This window comes from Flammeovirga sp. MY04 (genome assembly GCF_001682195.2).
Classification (GTDB): domain Bacteria; phylum Bacteroidota; class Bacteroidia; order Cytophagales; family Flammeovirgaceae; genus Flammeovirga; species Flammeovirga yaeyamensis.
The window spans coordinates 1336256-1355156 of sequence record NZ_CP003561.2 but is presented as its reverse complement, the minus strand read 5'-3'; the positions used below and the strand labels follow the sequence as shown (position 1 = coordinate 1355156).

15 protein-coding genes are annotated in these 18901 nt (G+C 34.4%); 6 read left to right on the top strand and 9 right to left on the bottom strand.

Annotation, left to right across the window (positions count from 1 at the left end; translation table 11 throughout):
- Nucleotides 1-118: 118 nt before the first annotated feature.
- From MY04_RS25220 to MY04_RS25200, 5 genes are all read left to right on the top strand, one after another.
- Entirely contained in the window at nucleotides 119-2149 is a 2031-nt protein-coding gene (locus tag MY04_RS25220; protein ID WP_084006124.1) for a glycoside hydrolase family 127 protein, read from the top strand.
- 83 nt (nucleotides 2150-2232) lie between these two features.
- Nucleotides 2233-3282, top strand: coding sequence for an L-rhamnose/proton symporter RhaT (locus tag MY04_RS25215; RefSeq protein WP_066215557.1), 1050 nt, complete (start codon nucleotides 2233-2235; stop codon nucleotides 3280-3282).
- A 106-nt stretch (nucleotides 3283-3388) separates the two neighbouring features.
- Complete coding sequence (locus MY04_RS25210) at nucleotides 3389-4537, top strand: mandelate racemase/muconate lactonizing enzyme family protein (RefSeq protein WP_066215554.1); 1149 nt, start codon at nucleotides 3389-3391, stop codon at nucleotides 4535-4537.
- Nucleotides 4506-5969 (top strand): aldehyde dehydrogenase family protein, encoded by a 1464-nt coding sequence (locus MY04_RS25205; RefSeq protein WP_169055550.1) that lies wholly within the window; start codon nucleotides 4506-4508, stop codon nucleotides 5967-5969. The genes MY04_RS25210 and MY04_RS25205 overlap by 32 nt, the downstream gene beginning before the upstream one ends.
- A gap of 50 nt (nucleotides 5970-6019) precedes the next feature.
- Nucleotides 6020-7018 carry a 2-dehydro-3-deoxygalactonokinase gene (locus MY04_RS25200; RefSeq protein ID WP_066215546.1) on the top strand — a complete coding sequence of 333 codons (999 nt, stop codon included), beginning with the start codon at nucleotides 6020-6022 and terminating at the stop codon, nucleotides 7016-7018.
- 69 nt (nucleotides 7019-7087) lie between these two features.
- Here MY04_RS25200 and MY04_RS25195 read toward each other — a convergent pair whose 3' ends face one another.
- Nucleotides 7088-8158: an alkene reductase gene (locus MY04_RS25195; RefSeq protein ID WP_066215543.1), complete on the bottom strand. Its 1071-nt coding sequence runs from the start codon at nucleotides 8156-8158 to the stop codon at nucleotides 7088-7090.
- 212 nt (nucleotides 8159-8370) lie between these two features.
- On the opposite strand from MY04_RS25195, the gene MY04_RS25190 reads away from it, so the two are divergent.
- Entirely contained in the window at nucleotides 8371-9090 is a 720-nt protein-coding gene (locus tag MY04_RS25190) for a DUF481 domain-containing protein (protein WP_066215539.1), read from the top strand.
- A gap of 63 nt (nucleotides 9091-9153) precedes the next feature.
- On the opposite strand, the gene MY04_RS25185 is transcribed toward MY04_RS25190, so the two are convergent.
- The 8 genes from MY04_RS25185 to MY04_RS25150 form a co-directional block, all read right to left on the bottom strand.
- The gene (locus MY04_RS25185) at nucleotides 9154-10686 is read right to left on the bottom strand and encodes a sulfatase family protein (RefSeq protein WP_066215535.1); all 1533 of its coding nucleotides are present in this window, start codon (nucleotides 10684-10686) and stop codon (nucleotides 9154-9156) included.
- Nucleotides 10687-10829: 143 nt separating this feature from the next.
- Entirely contained in the window at nucleotides 10830-12062 is a 1233-nt protein-coding gene (locus tag MY04_RS25180; protein ID WP_066215534.1) for a DUF3999 family protein, read from the bottom strand.
- A complete protein-coding gene (locus tag MY04_RS25175) occupies nucleotides 12046-14391 on the bottom strand; it encodes a DUF2339 domain-containing protein (protein ID WP_066215531.1) in 2346 nt (781 codons plus the stop codon). The genes MY04_RS25180 and MY04_RS25175 overlap by 17 nt, the downstream gene beginning before the upstream one ends.
- A gap of 196 nt (nucleotides 14392-14587) precedes the next feature.
- Nucleotides 14588-15514 (bottom strand): SDR family NAD(P)-dependent oxidoreductase, encoded by a 927-nt coding sequence (locus MY04_RS25170; RefSeq protein ID WP_066215528.1) that lies wholly within the window; start codon nucleotides 15512-15514, stop codon nucleotides 14588-14590.
- 8 nt (nucleotides 15515-15522) lie between these two features.
- Nucleotides 15523-15924: a DUF4345 domain-containing protein gene (locus MY04_RS25165; protein WP_066215525.1), complete on the bottom strand. Its 402-nt coding sequence runs from the start codon at nucleotides 15922-15924 to the stop codon at nucleotides 15523-15525.
- Between the two features lie 83 nt (nucleotides 15925-16007).
- A complete protein-coding gene (locus MY04_RS25160) occupies nucleotides 16008-16835 on the bottom strand; it encodes a helix-turn-helix domain-containing protein (RefSeq protein ID WP_066215519.1) in 828 nt (275 codons plus the stop codon).
- Nucleotides 16836-16956: 121 nt separating this feature from the next.
- Nucleotides 16957-17952: a hypothetical protein gene (locus MY04_RS25155; protein ID WP_066215516.1), complete on the bottom strand. Its 996-nt coding sequence runs from the start codon at nucleotides 17950-17952 to the stop codon at nucleotides 16957-16959.
- Entirely contained in the window at nucleotides 17952-18896 is a 945-nt protein-coding gene (locus MY04_RS25150; RefSeq protein ID WP_066215513.1) for a hypothetical protein, read from the bottom strand. The genes MY04_RS25155 and MY04_RS25150 overlap by 1 nt, the downstream gene beginning before the upstream one ends.
- Nucleotides 18897-18901: the final 5 nt, after the last annotated feature.

The following is an 18901-nucleotide window of genomic DNA, read 5'->3' as shown; positions in this document are numbered from 1 at the left end:
TTTTTAGGAATTCTTTACCCCTAAATACGTCTACTTTTACATTATAGAAATGAACAAATTTTTTATAGTAAATATCTCGGTTATCAATTCTTAGAAGATTAATTATCAATATTATCAGATGAAAAAATTATTAGTTTTGGCATGTGCGGCAATGATGTCGAATATGTCACTAGCACAAGAAAAGGGAATTTTAGGACAAGGTGAGACACCTCACGTACATCTAAAATCAATTAATATAGGTGACTGTAAGTGGACTGAAGGATTTTGGGCAGATAAATTTCATACTGCAGAGCATTCTATGGTTCCTTATATGGGAGAGGTGCTAACAGGAGAAGTAGGACATGCGCTGAACAACTTTAAAATTGCTGCAGGTTTAAAAGAAGGTAAACATAAAGGTATGCATTGGCATGATGGTGACTTCTACAAGTGGATGGAAGCAGCGATGTATGTGTATGCTCAAAATGGAGATAAAAAGTTGCTTGAAGAAATTGATGGTTACGTCGATATTATTGCTAAAGCACAGGAAGAGGATGGTTATTTACAAACTCAAGTTCAACTAAGAAGCAATGTTGATAGATATGAAAACCGTAAGTATCATGAGATGTACAATACGGGTCACTTATTGACATCTGCTTGTATTCATCATAGAATTACTGGTCAGGATAACTTCTTAAACATTGCTATCAAGCATGCTGACTTATTATATAAAACATTCAATACTGATGATCCTAGATATGGTCGTTTTGGTTTTAACCAAACACAAATTATGGGTCTAGTAGAAATGTACAGAACTACAGGAGATAAAAAATATCTTGATCTAGCAGAAAGATTTATCAACAATAGAGGTAAATATAAAGTAGAAGAAACTCCTGAAACTAAAGGTTACCCAATTGGTGATATGGTGCAAGAAAGAGTGCCACTGAGAGAGGCTGATGAAGCAGTAGGACACGCAGTTTTAGCATTGTATTATTATGCAGGTGCTGCTGATGTAGCTGCTGAAACAGGTGAAAAAACTTTAGTGGATGCTTTAGATCGTTTATGGGAAAACGTTACGGATAAGAAAATGTACGTAACAGGTGCCGTAGGTCAAGCCCACTATGGTGCTTCTACTAACAGAGATAAAATTGAAGAAGGTTTTATTGATGCTTACATGATGCCAAACATGACAGCATACAATGAAACTTGTGCGAATGTATGTAACTCGATGTTCTCTTACAGAATGTTAGGTTTACACGGTGAGTCGAAGTATGCAGATATTATGGAGTTGGTATTATATAACTCAGGTTTGTCTGGTATTTCAATTGAAGGTAAAGATTACTTCTATTCTAATCCTTTGAGAATGGTTCAAGGATCAAGAGATTATTCTAAGCACAATACAGAAACTCCTCACAGAGAGCCCTATTTAGAGTGCTTCTGCTGTCCTCCAAACATTGTAAGAACTGTAGCAAAATCAGCGAACTGGGCTTACAGCTTATCAAATGATGGTATCGCAGTAAACATGTATGGTGGTAACAGATTGGAAACGAAGTTGGAAGATGGTTCTGACATCATCTTAAATCAAGTAACAAATTACCCATGGGAAGGAGCAGTAAATATTACTGTAGAGAAAGCGAAGAAAAAGCCATTTGATATGATGCTTCGTATTCCTGATTGGGCACACGGTACTACTGTAAAAGTAAATGGTGAAGCTGTTGAATCAGAAGTAGTAGCAGGTAAATTTACTACTGTAAATAGAAAGTGGAAGAAAGGTGATATCATCACTATTGATATGCCAATGGACGTGAAATTGGTAGAGGCCAATCCATTAGTGGAAGAAGCTAGAAACCAAGTTGCGGTAAGAAGAGGACCAATTGTATACTGTGTTGAAACTCCAGATCTACCAGAAAATGCAAAAATTTTAGATGTGTACATCAAAGGTGGTGCACCATTAAAAGTAAATTATGAAAAGGATTTCTTAGGAGGTGTTGCAACAATCGAAGCACCAATCTTAATCAGAAAAGATCAATCAATTGAAGCGAGTATGTACTCAACGGTAACTAAACCTGAGTTTACAGAATCGACGATCAAAATGGTTCCATATTTCTCTTGGTCAAACAGAGGAGAGTCAGAAATGACGGTCTTCATGCCAGTGATTTGGAATAACTTATAATCTAGTAAGGACGTTGCAAAGCAACGTCCTTTCTTAGGTATTAAAAAAATACTCATTTGAGTAGAGCGTATAAATAAACTACAATGAATACTTTAGCTATTGTCTTAATCTTATGTGCCAGTTTTTTTCAAGGCACATTTGGATTAGGAATGAAACATATTGCTCCTGTTAAATGGGAGAATTGGTGGATCGTTCACGCAACGGTTGCTATGATTGCTTTCCCAATGATCTGGTCTTACATCGCAGTGCCAGAAACATTTACAATTATCTCTGAGACAGCTACTAATGTCTTATTTATGGCGATGTTATTTGGTTTCCTTTGGGGGATAGGCGGTATTCTATTCGGTGTATCAGTAGAATACACAGGAGTGAGTATCACATATGGAATCGTGATGGGCTTAGCGGCTTCGGTAGGCTCTTTGATTCCGATGTTCCAAATGGAAGAACTACCCGCCAATTTCAATATAGTATTGGTAGGTGTCGCTTTCTTACTAGTCGGCGTTGGTATTACAGCAATTGCTGGAGTGAAAAGAGATCAAGTTCAAAATGCAGTTGCTGAAGAAGAAGTAGAGGAAGATGGAGATGTACTAGTAGCTGCTCCTCCAAAAACATCACCTAAAAAATCAATTAAAACGGGTGTTGCTATTGCAGTAACAAGTGGTGTTTTATCTGCTTTGTTAAATGTAGGGTTCTCTAATGCTTTGCCAGTAGCAGAATTAGCGTCAACGAAATATGGAGCAAACCCAACCGATGCTAGTTTGGTGGCTTGGGTAGTGGTACTTATCGGAGCCTACATTATGAATGCAGGTTTTGCCTTATTCAAAATGGCATCGAACAACACTTTTGGATCTTTTAAAGTAGCAGGAGGCAAGAAAGCATATTTCTGGTCAGTAGCCGCTGGTTTATTCTGGTTTGCAGCCTTGGGAGTATACGGTCAAGGTGCCGCTGCTATGGGCGATTTAGGCCCAGTAGTCGGTTGGCCAATGATGTTGGGTATCTCTCTAATCGTGAGTAATGTATGGGGATACCGTTCTGGTGAGTGGAAAAATGCAAGTGGACCATTTAAGATATTATTAGGTGGTTTGGGTGTGTTGATTTTTGCGATCTGTGTGTTGGGGTATGCGAATGCGTAATTCTAGCTTCAAACAGGGAAAACCTCAGATTGTGTACCCAGGGTTAAAACCCTAGGTAATCAAAGGTAGGTGAAAAACTCCCTGATAAAAATTAAAAACAAACAAAATGAAAATAATAGATATTCAACCCTATGTATTGTCACAGGACTTAGAAACGCCGTTTTTCTTTTCCCAGTGGCACTACGCCTCTCGTAAGATCTGTTTAGTGAAAATTACACTAGAAGACGGAACTTATGGATGGGGAGAAGGTTATGGCCCTGCGGACATGATCAAGCAGGGGATAGAGTTTTTCAAACCTTTCGTATTAGGCGAGAATGTTTTGGAAAACGAAAAAATTTGGCAAGTGATGTATCTAAGATCACTTGATTTTGGACGAAGTGGTATTTTTAATGCTGCCATTTCTGCGATTGATTTAGCCATTTGGGATTGTAAAGGAAAGGTGTTGAACCAACCTGTTTCAGTATTGCTTGGAGGCGTAAAAAATCCAGTAATTCACCCATATGCTACAGGCTTCTATTTTACAGATTCACCAACTTTGGATGATGATCTAAGAAAAGAAGCTGAATTCTACAAAAGAAGTGGCTTTAAAGCAGCAAAAATGAAAGTAGGCCTAGGTCTTGAAAAAGACTTGCACTATGTGAACCTGCTTAAAGAAGCACTGGGTGATGATGTGAAATTAATGATCGATTCCAACCATGCTTACAATTATAGAGAAGCATTGGAATTGGCGAAAAAGATTGAGCATCTGAATATTGGCTGGTTCGAAGAACCTGTTCATCCAGAAGATTATAATGGTTATAAAAAGCTGAAGGAGAATACAACTATTCCTATTGCCGGTGGTGAGTGTGAATATCATAAACACGGTTTCAAACGACTGTTTGATAACGATTGTGTGGACATTGCCCAACCTGATATTGCAGCCACAGGTGGTCTGACAGAAGCCAAACGTATTGCTGCTTTGGCATCAGCTTACCATAAAGATATTGTTCCTCACTCTTGGGGTACTTGGATAGCCATAAGTGCAGCCGTGCATTTTGTAGGTAATCTAGATAAAAACCCAGGTAGAATGTATATGGACGCTCCAATGATTGAATTGGATCGTACAGAAAATCCATTAAGAGACGATGTTACTATCCCAAGTATTGAAGTGATTAATGGTGAAATAAAAGTACCTAACACTCCAGGTTTAGGTGTAGATGTTAACGAAGAATTCCTAGAAAAATATGCAATCGACAATAGAAAAGAGTTTGCTTAAATTCGGAAGCAAAAAACTATATATCGACGGTGAGTTCGTAGATGGCTCCAACCGTGAAACATCAATGGCATTATGCCCTCATGATAATCAACCGATCTGTGAAATCGCTCAAGCTACAAAAGAAGACACATTACGTGCCTTGGATGCAGCAGAAGCGGGTTTCAAAGTATGGTCAAATACTCCACTAGAAGTGCGTTTGGAAAAAGTACTTCAACTGCGTGAAAAAATGTTGGAGAACGGTGATCGTTTGAGAGAAGCAGTTTGTCATGAAATGGGTAAAACTTGGGAGGCATCAGGAGAAGACCTTCAGAGTATTACGGATTCCTTAGAATTCTATGCCCATGAAATGAGAATCAAGGAGAACTTTACCATCGATGACCGTGCGGGCACTCACTCCCATAGAATGGTATATCAACCATTGGGTGTTGTAGCAGCTTTCCTCGCTTGGAACTTCCCATTGTTGAACCTTGGCTTTAAACTAGGTCCGGCACTGGTAACAGGATGTTCGATCGTGATCAAAGCATCAGAATCATCGACCATTTCCTCATTAATTATAGCAGAACTAGCCCACGAGGTAGGTTTCCCTAAAGGTGTGATTACAGTACTTTGTGGTGACCGTAAAAATGTGGGAATCCCATTGTGTGAGAGTACAATACCTCGTTTGATTACGATGATTGGCTCTACATTTACTGCCCAAAAACTAATTGAACAATCTGTAAAGACTTCCATCAAAAGATACTCAATGGAATGTGGAGGTAATGCTCCATTCATTCTGTTCAACGATGGAAATATGGAAGATGCTTTGGGCATCACCAATGCCATCAAGTTTGGAGGAAACGCAGGTCAAGTATGTGTAGCACCAAACAGATTCTTCATTCAGGAAGGAGTGTATGATGAGTTCATCACTAAACTAACTGATAGTGCAAAGACAGCAAAACTAGGTTTCTTCCAGGAGGAAGGTATCAATATGGGACCGCTTGCCAATCAAGCACAAGTTAAATCTGTACAACATTTTGTAGATGAGTGTGTGAGAGAGGGTGGTAAAATCCTAGCAGGCGGACATAAGATCGAAGGAGAAGGAAATTACTTTGCTCCAACAGTGATCGAGATGGAAAACCGTCAAGCAGATATTCTTCAGCATGAGGTGTTTGGTCCTGTTTGCGTAGTAATGAAATTCAATGTATTGGAGGAAGTGATTGAGCTATCGAATGATTCTACTGCTGGTTTAGCTTCTTATGTTTTCACAGAAGACGAAGAGCTGTTGGAAACAGTGGCTATGGCTTTGGAATTTGGAGAAGTTCAACAAAACGGTGTGAAATACGATATCAACTTGCCTCACTTAGGAGTGAAGAATAGTGGTATTAGTATGGACTGTTCGAAGTTCGCTTTGGATGACTACTTGGTACTAAAGCGTATCTCTAGAAAGCTTTAGATTAGGTAGTAGGTAGTAGGTAGTAGGTAATACCTAAAAAAGTAGAACGAATGAAACAGCCAAAACATTTTGTAAGTTGTGATTGGGGGACCTCCAATTTCCGTGTTCGTTTAATAGATTTCAATTCTCTTGAAGTCATTAAAGAACATAAAACAGAAATGGGAGTAAAGAAGCTGTATCAATCTTTTCTATCAGAAGGAAAGGCTGATCGACAAGCTTATTTCTCGGAGTATCTTCTTTCACAACTTCAACAAATAGTTGATATAAATCAGGAACTCACCATTGTTGCTTGTGGTATGATTACCTCAACAATGGGAATGATTGATATGGAGTATGCTACTATGCCAATTAGTGATAAAGTAGATACGTTAAATATCAAACATCTTGATTTAAATGATCATATTGATCTAATTCTAATTTCTGGGGTAAAAACAACAAATGATGTCATGAGAGGAGAGGAGGTTCAAGCCATTGGACTGATGAAATACCTTAAGAATGATTGTTATTTGTTATTACCTGGAACACATAGTAAACATTTAAAATTTGAAGGTGGATCTTACAATTCTTTTCAAACTTTTATGACGGGTGAATTATTCGAAATAATTTCTCAGCATTCTATTCTAAAAGACTTTTTGATGTCCTCAAAAATGAATGATGAAAGTGAAAAAGCATTTTTAGAAGGGGTTAGAAAAGGCAGTAAAGGAGAACTATTAGGATCCTTATTTGGAATTAGAGCACAGTGGGTGGCTCAAGCTCAAAATATTCAAGAAGAAGGTAAATCAAAAGGAAAAGATACAGAAATGTATCAATCTAATTTTTACTTCTTAAGTGGTTTACTTTTAGGAAATGAACTTTCTTACCTGCAAAACCAAAATGTAGAAGTGGTTATGGCTGCTTCAGGAGTTTTATCAGGTTTATATCAAATAGCTTTGAAGGAACTTAAAGTGGAAGGTTTTACAAGTCTAAGCGGAGAAGTTCTAGAAAAAGCAATGATTCATGGTCAAAAGATGGTGTTGGAACAACATCTTGACCAACTACAGATAATTTGATCAATTTCTAAGTGTTTGTGTGACAATATTATAAATGAAAAAGGCCATCTAATGATGGCCTTTAGCTTTTTATGCAGTTGGATAATCGGTATATCCTTTCTCCCCAGGAGTGTAGAAAGTATCAAAATCTGGAGCAGCTAAATCTATATTTTCTTCAAGTCGATGAACGAGATCGGGGTTAGCAATAAAAGGGCGACCAAAAGCTACTAAGTCACCTTCATTGGCTTCCAAAACGATTTCTGCTTTTCTTTTTGTCATATCCCCACTTGAGATATATGTATTCTTAAATTGATTTCGAATTTCATCTTTTATGCTAGCAGGAACTTCAGGAGCACCCATTCCAGAATGATCAACAACGTGAATATAAGTAAGGCCTAAATCATTTAAACCTTTAATTAATGCCTCATATTGAGCCTCTAACTCATCAAAAGGTCCTTGATCATTGAAAACACCATAAGGCGAAACTCGAATACCTACTTTATCACTTCCAATTGCATCTGTAACACCTTTGGCAACTTCTAAAATAAAGCGATTACGATTTTCTATAGATCCACCGTATTCATCCCTTCTTTGATTCGAATGAGGTGTTAAGAATTGTTCCATCAAGTAGCCGTTGGCACTATGAAGTTCAACACCATCCATTCCACTTTTGATCGCATTCTTAGCGGCATCTACATATTCTTGAATGGCTGCCTTAATATCTTCAGTTGACATTTCTTGGGGAACAGGATAAGATTGCATTCCTTCAGTATCCGTCCACATTTCCCCGCTTAATTGAATGGCTGATGGAGCGACTACTTTCGTTCCTGATTCCATATTCGCAGGATGAGAAGCTCTTCCAGTATGCATGATTTGCATAAAGATTTTACCACCATTATCATGTACCGCTTTAGTAACTTTAGCCCAACCATCTATTTGAGCTTGATTCCAGATCCCAGGAATTCTAGGATAACCACATCCGTTTGGAGAGGGTGCCGTTCCTTCTGTAATGATAAGTCCAGCTGATGCTCTTTGACCATAATATTCTGCCATAATATCGCCAGGAATATTATCAATTGCTCTTGAACGAGTCATGGGTGCCATTACTACTTTATTGGCTAATGATGTAGCACCTAGTTGGTAGCTTTCGAATAGTTTCATTTTTTGATTTAGGGTGTTATTGTTGTTTGAACAAATATTGTAATATAAATGTAGTAATATTCTACTGAATCACCTAACCTTTCTTAAAAGTTTTCTATCAAAAAATTGTTTAATCTAAATATCTTCTTTACAATTGTATATACAATAGTCGTAAAAACGAATATATTTTTTAATTTAACTATTGTATATACAATAATAATACATCAAACATTATGAAAGCGCTACTCTTTTCTACTTTACTTCTTATCAGCTCTTATGTATTCAGTCAAGAAATTGATACATTAAAATGGGATAATAGAATTTCTTTAATTGGTCGACATCAATCAGGTAATCTAAATCAATACAGTATTATGCCTACTTGGAGATCGACTCTGCATAATTCTAAGATCAACGCAGTTCTTGATGTAAATTATCAATATATAAAAGTAGAGGAATTTGAAGTAGTAGACGATTTTTGGGTGAGCGGAATGTTACAATATGGACATCAGCAAAAGGTATATCCAATAGTGTATGGTTTAAATGGTTTTGCACAATCGTATCATATTGATAAATCTTCTTTTTTAGGAGGAGGTATGGGTTGGAATATTTTAAAACAAAAGCCGAATAGCTACTTGCAATTGCATGTGATGGCGGGTTATTTGAATTTTCAGTTCACAGAAACACCTCTTCATGAAGCGTTTAGTTGGAGTGGTTTTATTCGCACTAAATTTCCGATATCAAAGATGTTTCAATTAGAGTGGGAGGTACTCACTTACCAATCGATGAAAGACACTGAATATATGGGTTTTGGTAATTTATTGGTTTTCAACTTTATGTTGAATAAGTGGTTAGGTCTTAATGTGAGACATCAGATTTATTACGATCATAAAGAGGTACCACTTACAGAGAATTTAAATTCGATAGCTTATTTTGGGTTGAATGTGAATTTATGATGAGTTGTTGAATTTATAAAGGCGAAGGATAGTGATCCCTCGCCTTTATATTTTTCTAGAGTTTTACATAAACTGATGATACTCCGGATTCACCTTCGCATTCTTAAACTGAGGCTTCTCCTTCCAAAGATCATAAGTAGCTTTTAACTGCTGAGGATCTTCAGGATATTGTCCTTTATCATCAGTCTCTTTGATCCATTTTTCTAAGACTATTCTATGTCCGATCAACTCTTTTTGATACTCAGGTTTTTGAGCCAAGTTATTGATTTGGAATGGATCTTTTTCCATATCATAAAGTTCTTCTTCAGGACGTTCTCCAAACCAAAATGCATCTTGATAAGGCGTTAGTTTTCCTTCTGCATGTAGTTTACGCATATCTTTTACCACACCCTGACGATCTCTATAACTCGGTTGCATAAGTGGTCGATCTGTAAAATAATTTCTGATGTATCTGTATTTATCAGATCGTACGGTACGAATTCTATCGATAGTGAAATCACAGCGATCTCTTGCTCCAATTACATATTCTCTTTCTTTATGATCTTTTGAGAACAAATCCTGACCATCAAAATATGCTGGAATTTGGATACCACCCATGGCTAAAGTGGTAGCAGAAACGTCCAACAAAGAAACCATATCTTTTCTTCGAACACCTGCTTTCAGATAAGGATGATTCCCCTGAATTACTAAAGGAACATGTACGCCTTCTTCATAACAGAATTGTTTATGACGTAAAGAAGTGTTACTACCATGATCCGAAAAGAAGAAGACAATTGTATTTTCAAGCTCACCATCTTTTTCTAAAAGATCTAAGATTTGTTGCACTTTAATATCAGTCGTTCTGATATTGTTGTAATGTTTCACCCATGCTTTTTTCTGACTCTCCACTTCAGGGAAATAAGGAGGAAGTGGAACATCATCCAATCCTAAAATAGCGTCTTTTGCCAAGAGTTTTGTCTTCTGTTCTTTACCACCTTTTAGCTCAATTTGTCCGAACCATGGTTGATCCTTATCTTTTCTTGCGTTCCAAGTATCTTCTGTAAACGACAAGCGATGTTCAGCAACATTACCTTGCCATCCGTTCATGCCAGCTACATAATCACTTTTCGTGCCTACACTAAAGAATGACCTTCTATCGTAGTGAAAATTATAGTCGTCTTTTCCGCTATTAAAAGTGAAATATCCTGCAGCTCTCATCATTTCAGGAACACTTTTCTGAATATAATCAGGAAGGATGATTCTTAAGTTTTCAGGAACAACTTCACCTTCTGTAGTTCTATTGCTTCTATGATTATGCACCCCAATTGTTGTTTGCATTTTTCCAGTCATCATTGCTGATCGTGATGCTGAACAGACCGGAGCAGTGGCGTAAGCTCTTTCAAATAAAACACCATTTGATGCCATACCATCAATAGTTGGCGTATGATCTTTATTAACTGAATCCCCATAACAACCAATATAAGGAGATAGGTCTTCTACAAAAATCCATAAGATGTTTGGTTGTTTTGTTTTAGTATCTTTAGCTATCTGATTTGATGAATTACAGCTTATTAGTAATGCAATAAAGAAGCTGAAAAAAATGCTTTGTAATTTCATTTCATTTTTGATAATGTTCAACAATTTATGCTACAAATAAAAAGTACATAAGCAGAACATTGATTGCTTATCATTCAATTTTTGTATGTATGCGTTCATTACTACAAAAATGTATCAATTAATACGAACAGTATAGCAAAGTTTTAACTTTCCGATTTCAACATCTTCACAGCAAAACCTCCTAAAACAAATACCATCACACCCATAATTGCCCAAAGCCATATTTCATTTTCAAACAAAGCTTCTTCTTTTACTTTGTCTATTTTTTCAATTTCTTCTTGTTGACCCATTTCCAAAGTAGAAATATTTTCAGGAATATTCTTCTTGAAATGTTTAATGTCATAATCCGGGGCATACACATTTTTACCGCCATAAACCACCCAATAATTAGCCTCTTCAGTAAATCGAGTAGTAAGGTAATAATGATGTCCAGATGCTTTTACTGAAGAAAACTGTATAGGTTGATTCTGCTTATTATAAATGATAATTTTTAATTTTTGAAGGGTAGTACTTTTAAAATTGACTTCATTTTTTTCAACAGAATTAAAGGTATAACCTTTTAGAGTTTTGTAATTATACTTCCAGCCTTTTTCGGTCTTTACACTATCCGATAAATATTTGATAGTGGCATATCTATAGAAGTCAAAGTCCTCTTCGAAATTAAAAGAGAGGTGGTTAATTCTTACCTTTTTGCCAAAATCAATATTTACTTCTGAAGTCTTGTCTTTTTTATGGTCAATCACATTATAATTCGCAATTGGAAACGATTTGATATCACCATCTTCAATTATTTTTCTATTGATCTTGGCCGATGTTAAAGTTGGATCTTCACCCGTTTTTATACTTAATCTGAAATAAGGGTAGTGGGCATCCTTAAATTTTACGTCTGTAAACTTATATTCCATCTGATCATTTTTGATGGATAACAGGCGATAATCCTCTACCACAGTAAACCATTTTTTCTGATCTTGACTTGCCTCTAATTTTACCTTCCAATCGAAATTCTCTAATCCAAAATCCAATTTGATTTGGTTGATTGCTTCTTTGTCCTTCAATAAGAAAGTATAATAGTATCGATTTGCATCATGTGTATCATTAATACGTTTGAAGTCAACCTTCTTAATGATTTCCTTTTTAGGTTGGAAACTTAGGATATATGGAGCAACCACTGTATCGTTTTCAGAAGTTATCCCAAATACTCTGATATCAGAAAGTTTTTGATTTGTCTGCCCAATGATATCATCCGTCAGCTCAATTTTATGCCATTGGTCTTGGATACCATTTAATTTATTCTTGTAATCGAACTGATCAATTTTTTGTGCAAAGACTGAAAAACTGATAAAAGATAAGACGATTAAATTAGTTAGAAACTTCATCAGTAATTTTGTGTTTGAATTTGTTGTACAAGAATGAAATGATAAGTAATAGTACTCCTAATGAGACAAAAACGATGGTTTTTGCAATTGTATTCAGATGAATGATATCATAGAAGAAGAGTTTCAATAAGGTGATACCAAATAAGAAAATTGCTCCAAGTCTTAGGTATTTCACGTTTTTACCAATACCCAAGCTAATCATAAATAAAGAATACAATCCCCAAAGAATACTCAGACCAAGTTTATACGATTGGGTTGATTCTGCTAGATCCATCCAATGAATTAATTCGCTGCTCAATATCCATAAGACAACAACATGAAAAATTCCATTCCCGATTAGACGAATTTTATCACTGTAATAATTTTGTTGAACTAGCTTGTATCCTGCATACAATGTAGCGCCTAATAAAACGAAAGAAATGTATCGTATTACAATATTAAAAATTGATATAATAAAATACTCAGATTCATCTCTAAGGATATAATTTTCTCTCAAATCACTGATCAATAATAATCCGTTGATTAAAAAGGCGAGTAAAGTAAATCCTATAAGTCCTAATGAAATATTTGAAAGTTTTTTATCCTTGATTTTATATACATTTATAAGACTCAATACTGTGACAAAAATGAAGGTGTAAATGTACGACCAAACTCCTCCTAATGTACTAATATTATAGTTGTAAATTTTAGGATTGTAAGCATTTTCTTCTCCAACTTGATCTATAGCCGTAGACTCAAATAAATGATTGAAATGATAATCAATTTCTAAATAGAAAGAAAAGTAAAGCACAAATAGAAATGCTCCACCAATGACATTCTTAACTACAGTGTGTAAGAAGGAAGATTCTTTTAAAGTGGTTTTATATCTTGATGTCATCATCAAATAGACCATGAAACCAAAGGCCCCAACAAAGAACAGATTGGTAAATAAATGAATATTAAAGATTTGAGTAAAATCAGCATTATATCTATAATATGATCCTTCCCAATCACTTACCAAACTAATAAATGACAATAGAATAAGTGGATGTGAAAACCTTTCCAGGTAAGAAATCTGCATTTTTCGACCCAACCAGAATAGCAAAATAGCTTCACCAATCCAAAATAAAGTAACCCATTCTCCATCTAATTGAATAGGGAAGGTGATAGTCACAAAGATTAAAACCAATCCTGCGATAAGCTTTAATAATGATTTTTCGACATAATTTTTCTTATAAATAAAGAAGGCGACACCTGCATGAATTAGTGCATTGAACAGCGTAAATACACCCAAATAATCTGAAGTTGATGGGAATCTATCCAATAGGTTCATGCCAATACCAAAGAAGATAAATGCGTTACTTAATAGTATCGTTATGTTTACTTTCTCTAATTTTTCTTTGTTGATTAACTTATATGCTAAAGAAGTAATGTAGAAAATGACAAAGAAAATAAAAAGGAAACTAAAAGCAATGGCAAAACCATCTTTGTTTCGATAGGCAAAAGCAAACCATGAACTATAAATTAAATTGGTTAAAACAAAAGTGGTATAATACAATTGTTTCCATAATTTCTTAAAGGAAATGACCAAAATACCTATATTGATCATGGCAATATAGGAGAACAATATGGCGACATTACCCGTACCAGTGCTTAATAAATAGGGTAATGCATACGCACCCACTAAGCCGATAATAGCAATCACTTGCTTGTTATAATTTAATGCTGCTAATACTGTGAAAATGGTAAATATCAGCATCAATGCGAAAGTGAGCATCTGTGGTATGAGATCGTAAAAACTATAGGCGGCAAAAGTAATAAAGTACATGATAGCCATGGCGCCACTCACCAATACCGCACTAAAATTCAGATAGTTTTTCTTTAAGTTAATACCAAAACCCATTAGCCCTAACCCTACAAAATAACCTAAGATTATTCTTGTAAGTGGACTAATCAAGTTATTGTCGATAGAATATTTAGCACCTATCGCTACACCAATAATAGTAATTAAAATACCAATTTTATTGATTAGATTTTCACCTATCCAACGTTCAAAATCGGTTTTCTCTCTAGGCTTTTTGATCGCTTGCTTAATAGGATTAGAACGTACAGGTGCTTTTGATTTGTTTTCTTTTTCAACATCAAAAGCATCCACTTCAACCCTTTTAGGTGCTTCTTTTATAATTGGAGTAACTACTTTTTCCTCTTCAGAAGAAGTAGATAAAGATTTTTTCAGAAAATTGATTTCAAATTTCAAATCATTCATTTCCCGATGAAATTCTTGATGTTTCTTAGTTAGCTGCTCTAATTTATATTCGAGCTGATAAATTTTATCTTGGTCGTTAGTCATAAAAAAATTTTGAGTAGTTGATAGAATCCCAATCAAACTCAGCTTTTGATTGATGTCGAACTTACCATATCTATTTCTAAAAAAAGAATTGTTTGTTCATGTATAATGGTAAGTATTTAGCTAAGATAGTGAAAATTTATTTTTTAATGCGAAAAAGAATGAGGTGCCTTTCTGAATGAAGACACCTCATTGTTATTTAAGAAGCTAAGAAAGTATGAATTGCTTCATCTGCATTCTTTTGATAAAGATGATTATCGAAATCTTTCCAAATTGCACTTTGATCTACAATTGGACCTGTCAATACATTTTTCTTACTAGCATAAAATTTTCCACTTTTCAATTGAGGATTCCCTATCGCATCAACGAAACGTTTAGCACCACTTTCCAATGAATGCGACATTCCCATTAAAGGCATAATAAACTTCATCCCGATATGTTTAATAAATATCTTTTTGATGAAGGATAAATCATCCATTCCTTGTGTGCCTCTTGTACCTCCTGGACTTACACTCAAGAATTTAATATCAGGGTATTTATTAGCCATAGATGACATCCAAAGCGTACCTCCATATTTTATCCAACCATAAATCTGAAAAGCATCAAAATTGTCCTTAAACTTACTACCATCAAATACAGAAATAAATTCTTCTCTTGAGGAAGTTTCCAGTTCAGGCCTCAACATTCCCATTTTCTTTATACCTCTAGCGGCCTCCGAACTGGCAAATAAGGCTACATTTTTCAATTTATTGGCTTTGATTAATTCATCGACTAAAGCGACATGTCCCAATAAATTACTCGCGGTTAAAATAGTTACCCCGTCTTTGGTTAATTTTTCGGGAGTTTTACCTCCCGTACCTCCAGCATTCATTATTAAAGCATCCACAGGTTGGGTAATTGTTTTGACAGCATGTTGTACGGAGTATGGATCAGAAACATCCATAATTACTATTTCGAAAAAGTCCTTGCCTGTAGCTGCTTCCAATTCTTTTTTAGCAGCTTCGGCCTTTGATAAATTTCTACAAGCCAAATAAATTTTTTCAGTTTCCTTTTTCATTGCAAGCTGACGAGCAGTTTCTTTGCCAATACCTGCGTTTGCTCCTGTGATTAATATCGTCTTGTTCATGATATGAGTTATTTAGAGAGTTTTAATTTGAATTTTTGAAATAGAATGATTCCGATTGTACCCAACACTAATTCTAAACCAGTAGCTTTTAATAAACTTGCTTCAGGCATGCCATCAAGAAGTATGCTTAATACTCGGCCCAGTCCAATTGATAAAAACAGTAGGGGAGTGATAAGACTAGAAGTGTAGGTGATTTTCTGATTGAATACTCCTGTTAAAGCCACCAAGGCTACTACTAATAGCAATGCACTCATTCCTCTTACATCATTTAAAATATTGATGTTGTCAGAGATGAAGATACCTGCTGTACTTTTCATTTCAGCAGGAATAATTAAAGTAGAGGCGCCGATGAGAGTAAGGAGCAACCCAGAGATAATTAGATAAGATTTTAATACGTTAGACTTTTCCATGTATTTGTTTCGTTTTTGTATGATACAAAGTACAGGAAATCGTTTTCCAAACTTTTTACGGTTCGGCTCAAAAACTTCTCATTTTAGCTCAAGCGATATTTCGAAGGAGATTTTCCAAAAACTTGGGTGAAATTTCTATTAAAAGTAGCCAAGGAATCAAAGCCTACATCAAAAGCAACATCAGAGATTCTCGATTCCGGAGATTGTAACAATTGGGCAGCTTTTTCTATTTTTTTTCGGTTGATATATTTTTTGGGGCTTTCACCATATACTTCAATAAACTTTCTCTTAAAAGAAGAGAGGCTTAAATGACAAAGTAATGCCAATTCGTCTAAGGATAGGTTGGCAAAAAGATTTTGTTGGATAGTGGTTTTAAACTCCACCTCATTTGGTTTAAAAAGTGCAGATAAAAAATCGAGTTGTGAGGGAGCACCTTCCGATTTACTAGCCAATAGAACAAATTCTTTTAATTTCGTTTCTACGATGCTTTCATCAGCTAGTTCGGGGTTTTCTAATAAAATATTGATGCTTTCCTTATAGACATTCAACATTTTATCAATCTGTACTTGCTTTACATTATAATTGACTTGATGTTGAGAAGTGGATAAATCAAACTCAAAAAGTTCTTTTACAAGGGAGGGATATAAGAAAATTCCAATGGCTTCAATACCATCATTACAAGCATCGTTATTTTGGGAAGGTTCAAAAAAATAGTTAAGGCATTTCGCCAACATCCCTACATTTTGATTCAGTTTTAGGTAATCGTCTTGCGTTCTAACATTCACTTCCCCTTTATTTAGGAACATAAAACAAGCTTCATCTTCCACATAGCTTTTTAAAGTTCTACTGAAAGAAGGCATCGAGAGCTTCATAAAAACAACTTTCCCTTTATAACTGATTGCTGGATTCATTTTAGAAAGAATTGAATGTAAATACCCAATTTTAAATAATAAACTATAAAATTTAGTAAAGATTTCGGGTAAACAAGAAAAACTGAATAATCATTTTATTAACAAAATAGTTGATGATGTGTTAGGAGGTGAGTTTTAATTGAAGGCGACGGCCTTCAAATAAAGATAAATTTTTCTCTCCAATTTTTAAAAACCTTAGATAATCCCCATCTTCAGAAAGGTAAATTAATTGTTCACACGAATTTCCGTCTGGAGAAAGATGGCTATTAATTGTACCTTTACTAATAGTATCTTTTTTGAAGTTTTTACCTAAGAAATGAATAATTGTTGGAAATCTATCGAGTGTTTTATTAATGCTTGTTTTAATTTCGAACTCATAATAATTTAGAATTTTTTCAGTATATAAAGTACTCTCATACATGTTTTTTCTATAAAAAAGAATATACTCATTAGTAGGGTTTTGAAGATGAATTATAGTATTATGTTCTCCATCGTTTAATTTCAATTTATAAAGTTGATTTACTTCAAAGTGCTCCTCATCAATACTTACTATATCTTTTTTATTCATTGATGACAGTTTAGTAATATTCAAGTCCCATATATTATGAGTATTTACTTTCTTATTTACCTTTTCAACTTTCTCTAAAACCTCATCTTCATGAACTTTATAATCTTGTAACCCAAGAAAATTTTCTAGTAAATTTTCGACATTCAGAAGATCCATTTGTTTTCCTTCTAATAATTTAATGTGCTTATTATTATACAATAAGTGAAGAGAATTATCTTTTGTAACATAGAATTGCTCAATATCTTTTAAGGCATAATTATAAAAAGTATGTATGCATTTTTTTCGGAAATAAAGGTGATATAACATTTCATCATCTATGATATGTATCTTATAATACATATTCTTGTTAATATAGTAATAAGTAGTTGATAGGAGTCCACTTACCAAGAATAATAAATTCATGGCTTGAAATTGACTCCGAGTCAGAACATCAAATATTGTTTTAAAAACAAAAGTGAGAAAGAGTGTATAGCTAATGGTTTTAGCAATTTTGTGATAATTCCTAATGTTAATTTCAATTGAACCTAGTTCTTTTTTATAGTCTATCATTATATTGTTAGGTTAGGGTAAATGTTAATTAATTGGTTACTATGTTTTATGTTACCAGAAAAATATGTAGTCTCACCATTCACTTCTAATACCCGAATCGTTTTTTTCAATTCTTCATTGATGTAAAATGATTGATTTGCCTTCGTCATCTTATTGATAGAATTATGGATAGTACCACAATTATTACTAAATAGGTAATATTTTTTATGATCGTAAATCACAAACTTTTCTTTGTGATTTAAATTATAAATTTCTTCTTCGATGATGATCAATTCCATACCTATTGAAAAGAAGAAAAAGAGGTGTTTCCCATTGTTGAGGTTATAATAAAAATTTGAAGTAGTATTTTCAAAATCAAGTTGATGCACCTCATCAATCACATAATCGACAGTATCTAAAGTGAAAACACTTCCTTTCGTTAAACTTTCAAGATGAATATCAAAAGAGTCAACTTTTTGTTTGAAGTTTCTTAATTTCTTTGTTTGTTCACCCTTTGGCTGTATGTTAAAGTGGGATTTTAAACGATAGTATAGATGATACTTATAATTCGAAATATCATAACGATAAAAAAAAGCAAAAGGTACATCAATATCATACTTTATACCTGTTGATTTTTGTACAATATATAGAGAATTGTTTAGCAAAAGGAAGTTCTCAATATCGTTATTATTAATTCGAATAATTTCAGTATCTCGAGATAGGTTATTTGAATAGTCAACTATTAGCTGATCCTCATCAATATTTATAGAAATTGCTGTTTCGAAACGGTTAATTGTATGATATCCGAGTAACAGCAATACAGGCAATAAAAACCATGTGATATTGCTTTCAAGTAATAAATTAAAATTTATAACTCCAATAACAACATATAAACCTAGGAGACCTAGAAAATATAGTATAGCTTTAGAGTGAAAACCGGATAAACGAATATTTTGATTACTCATAATTC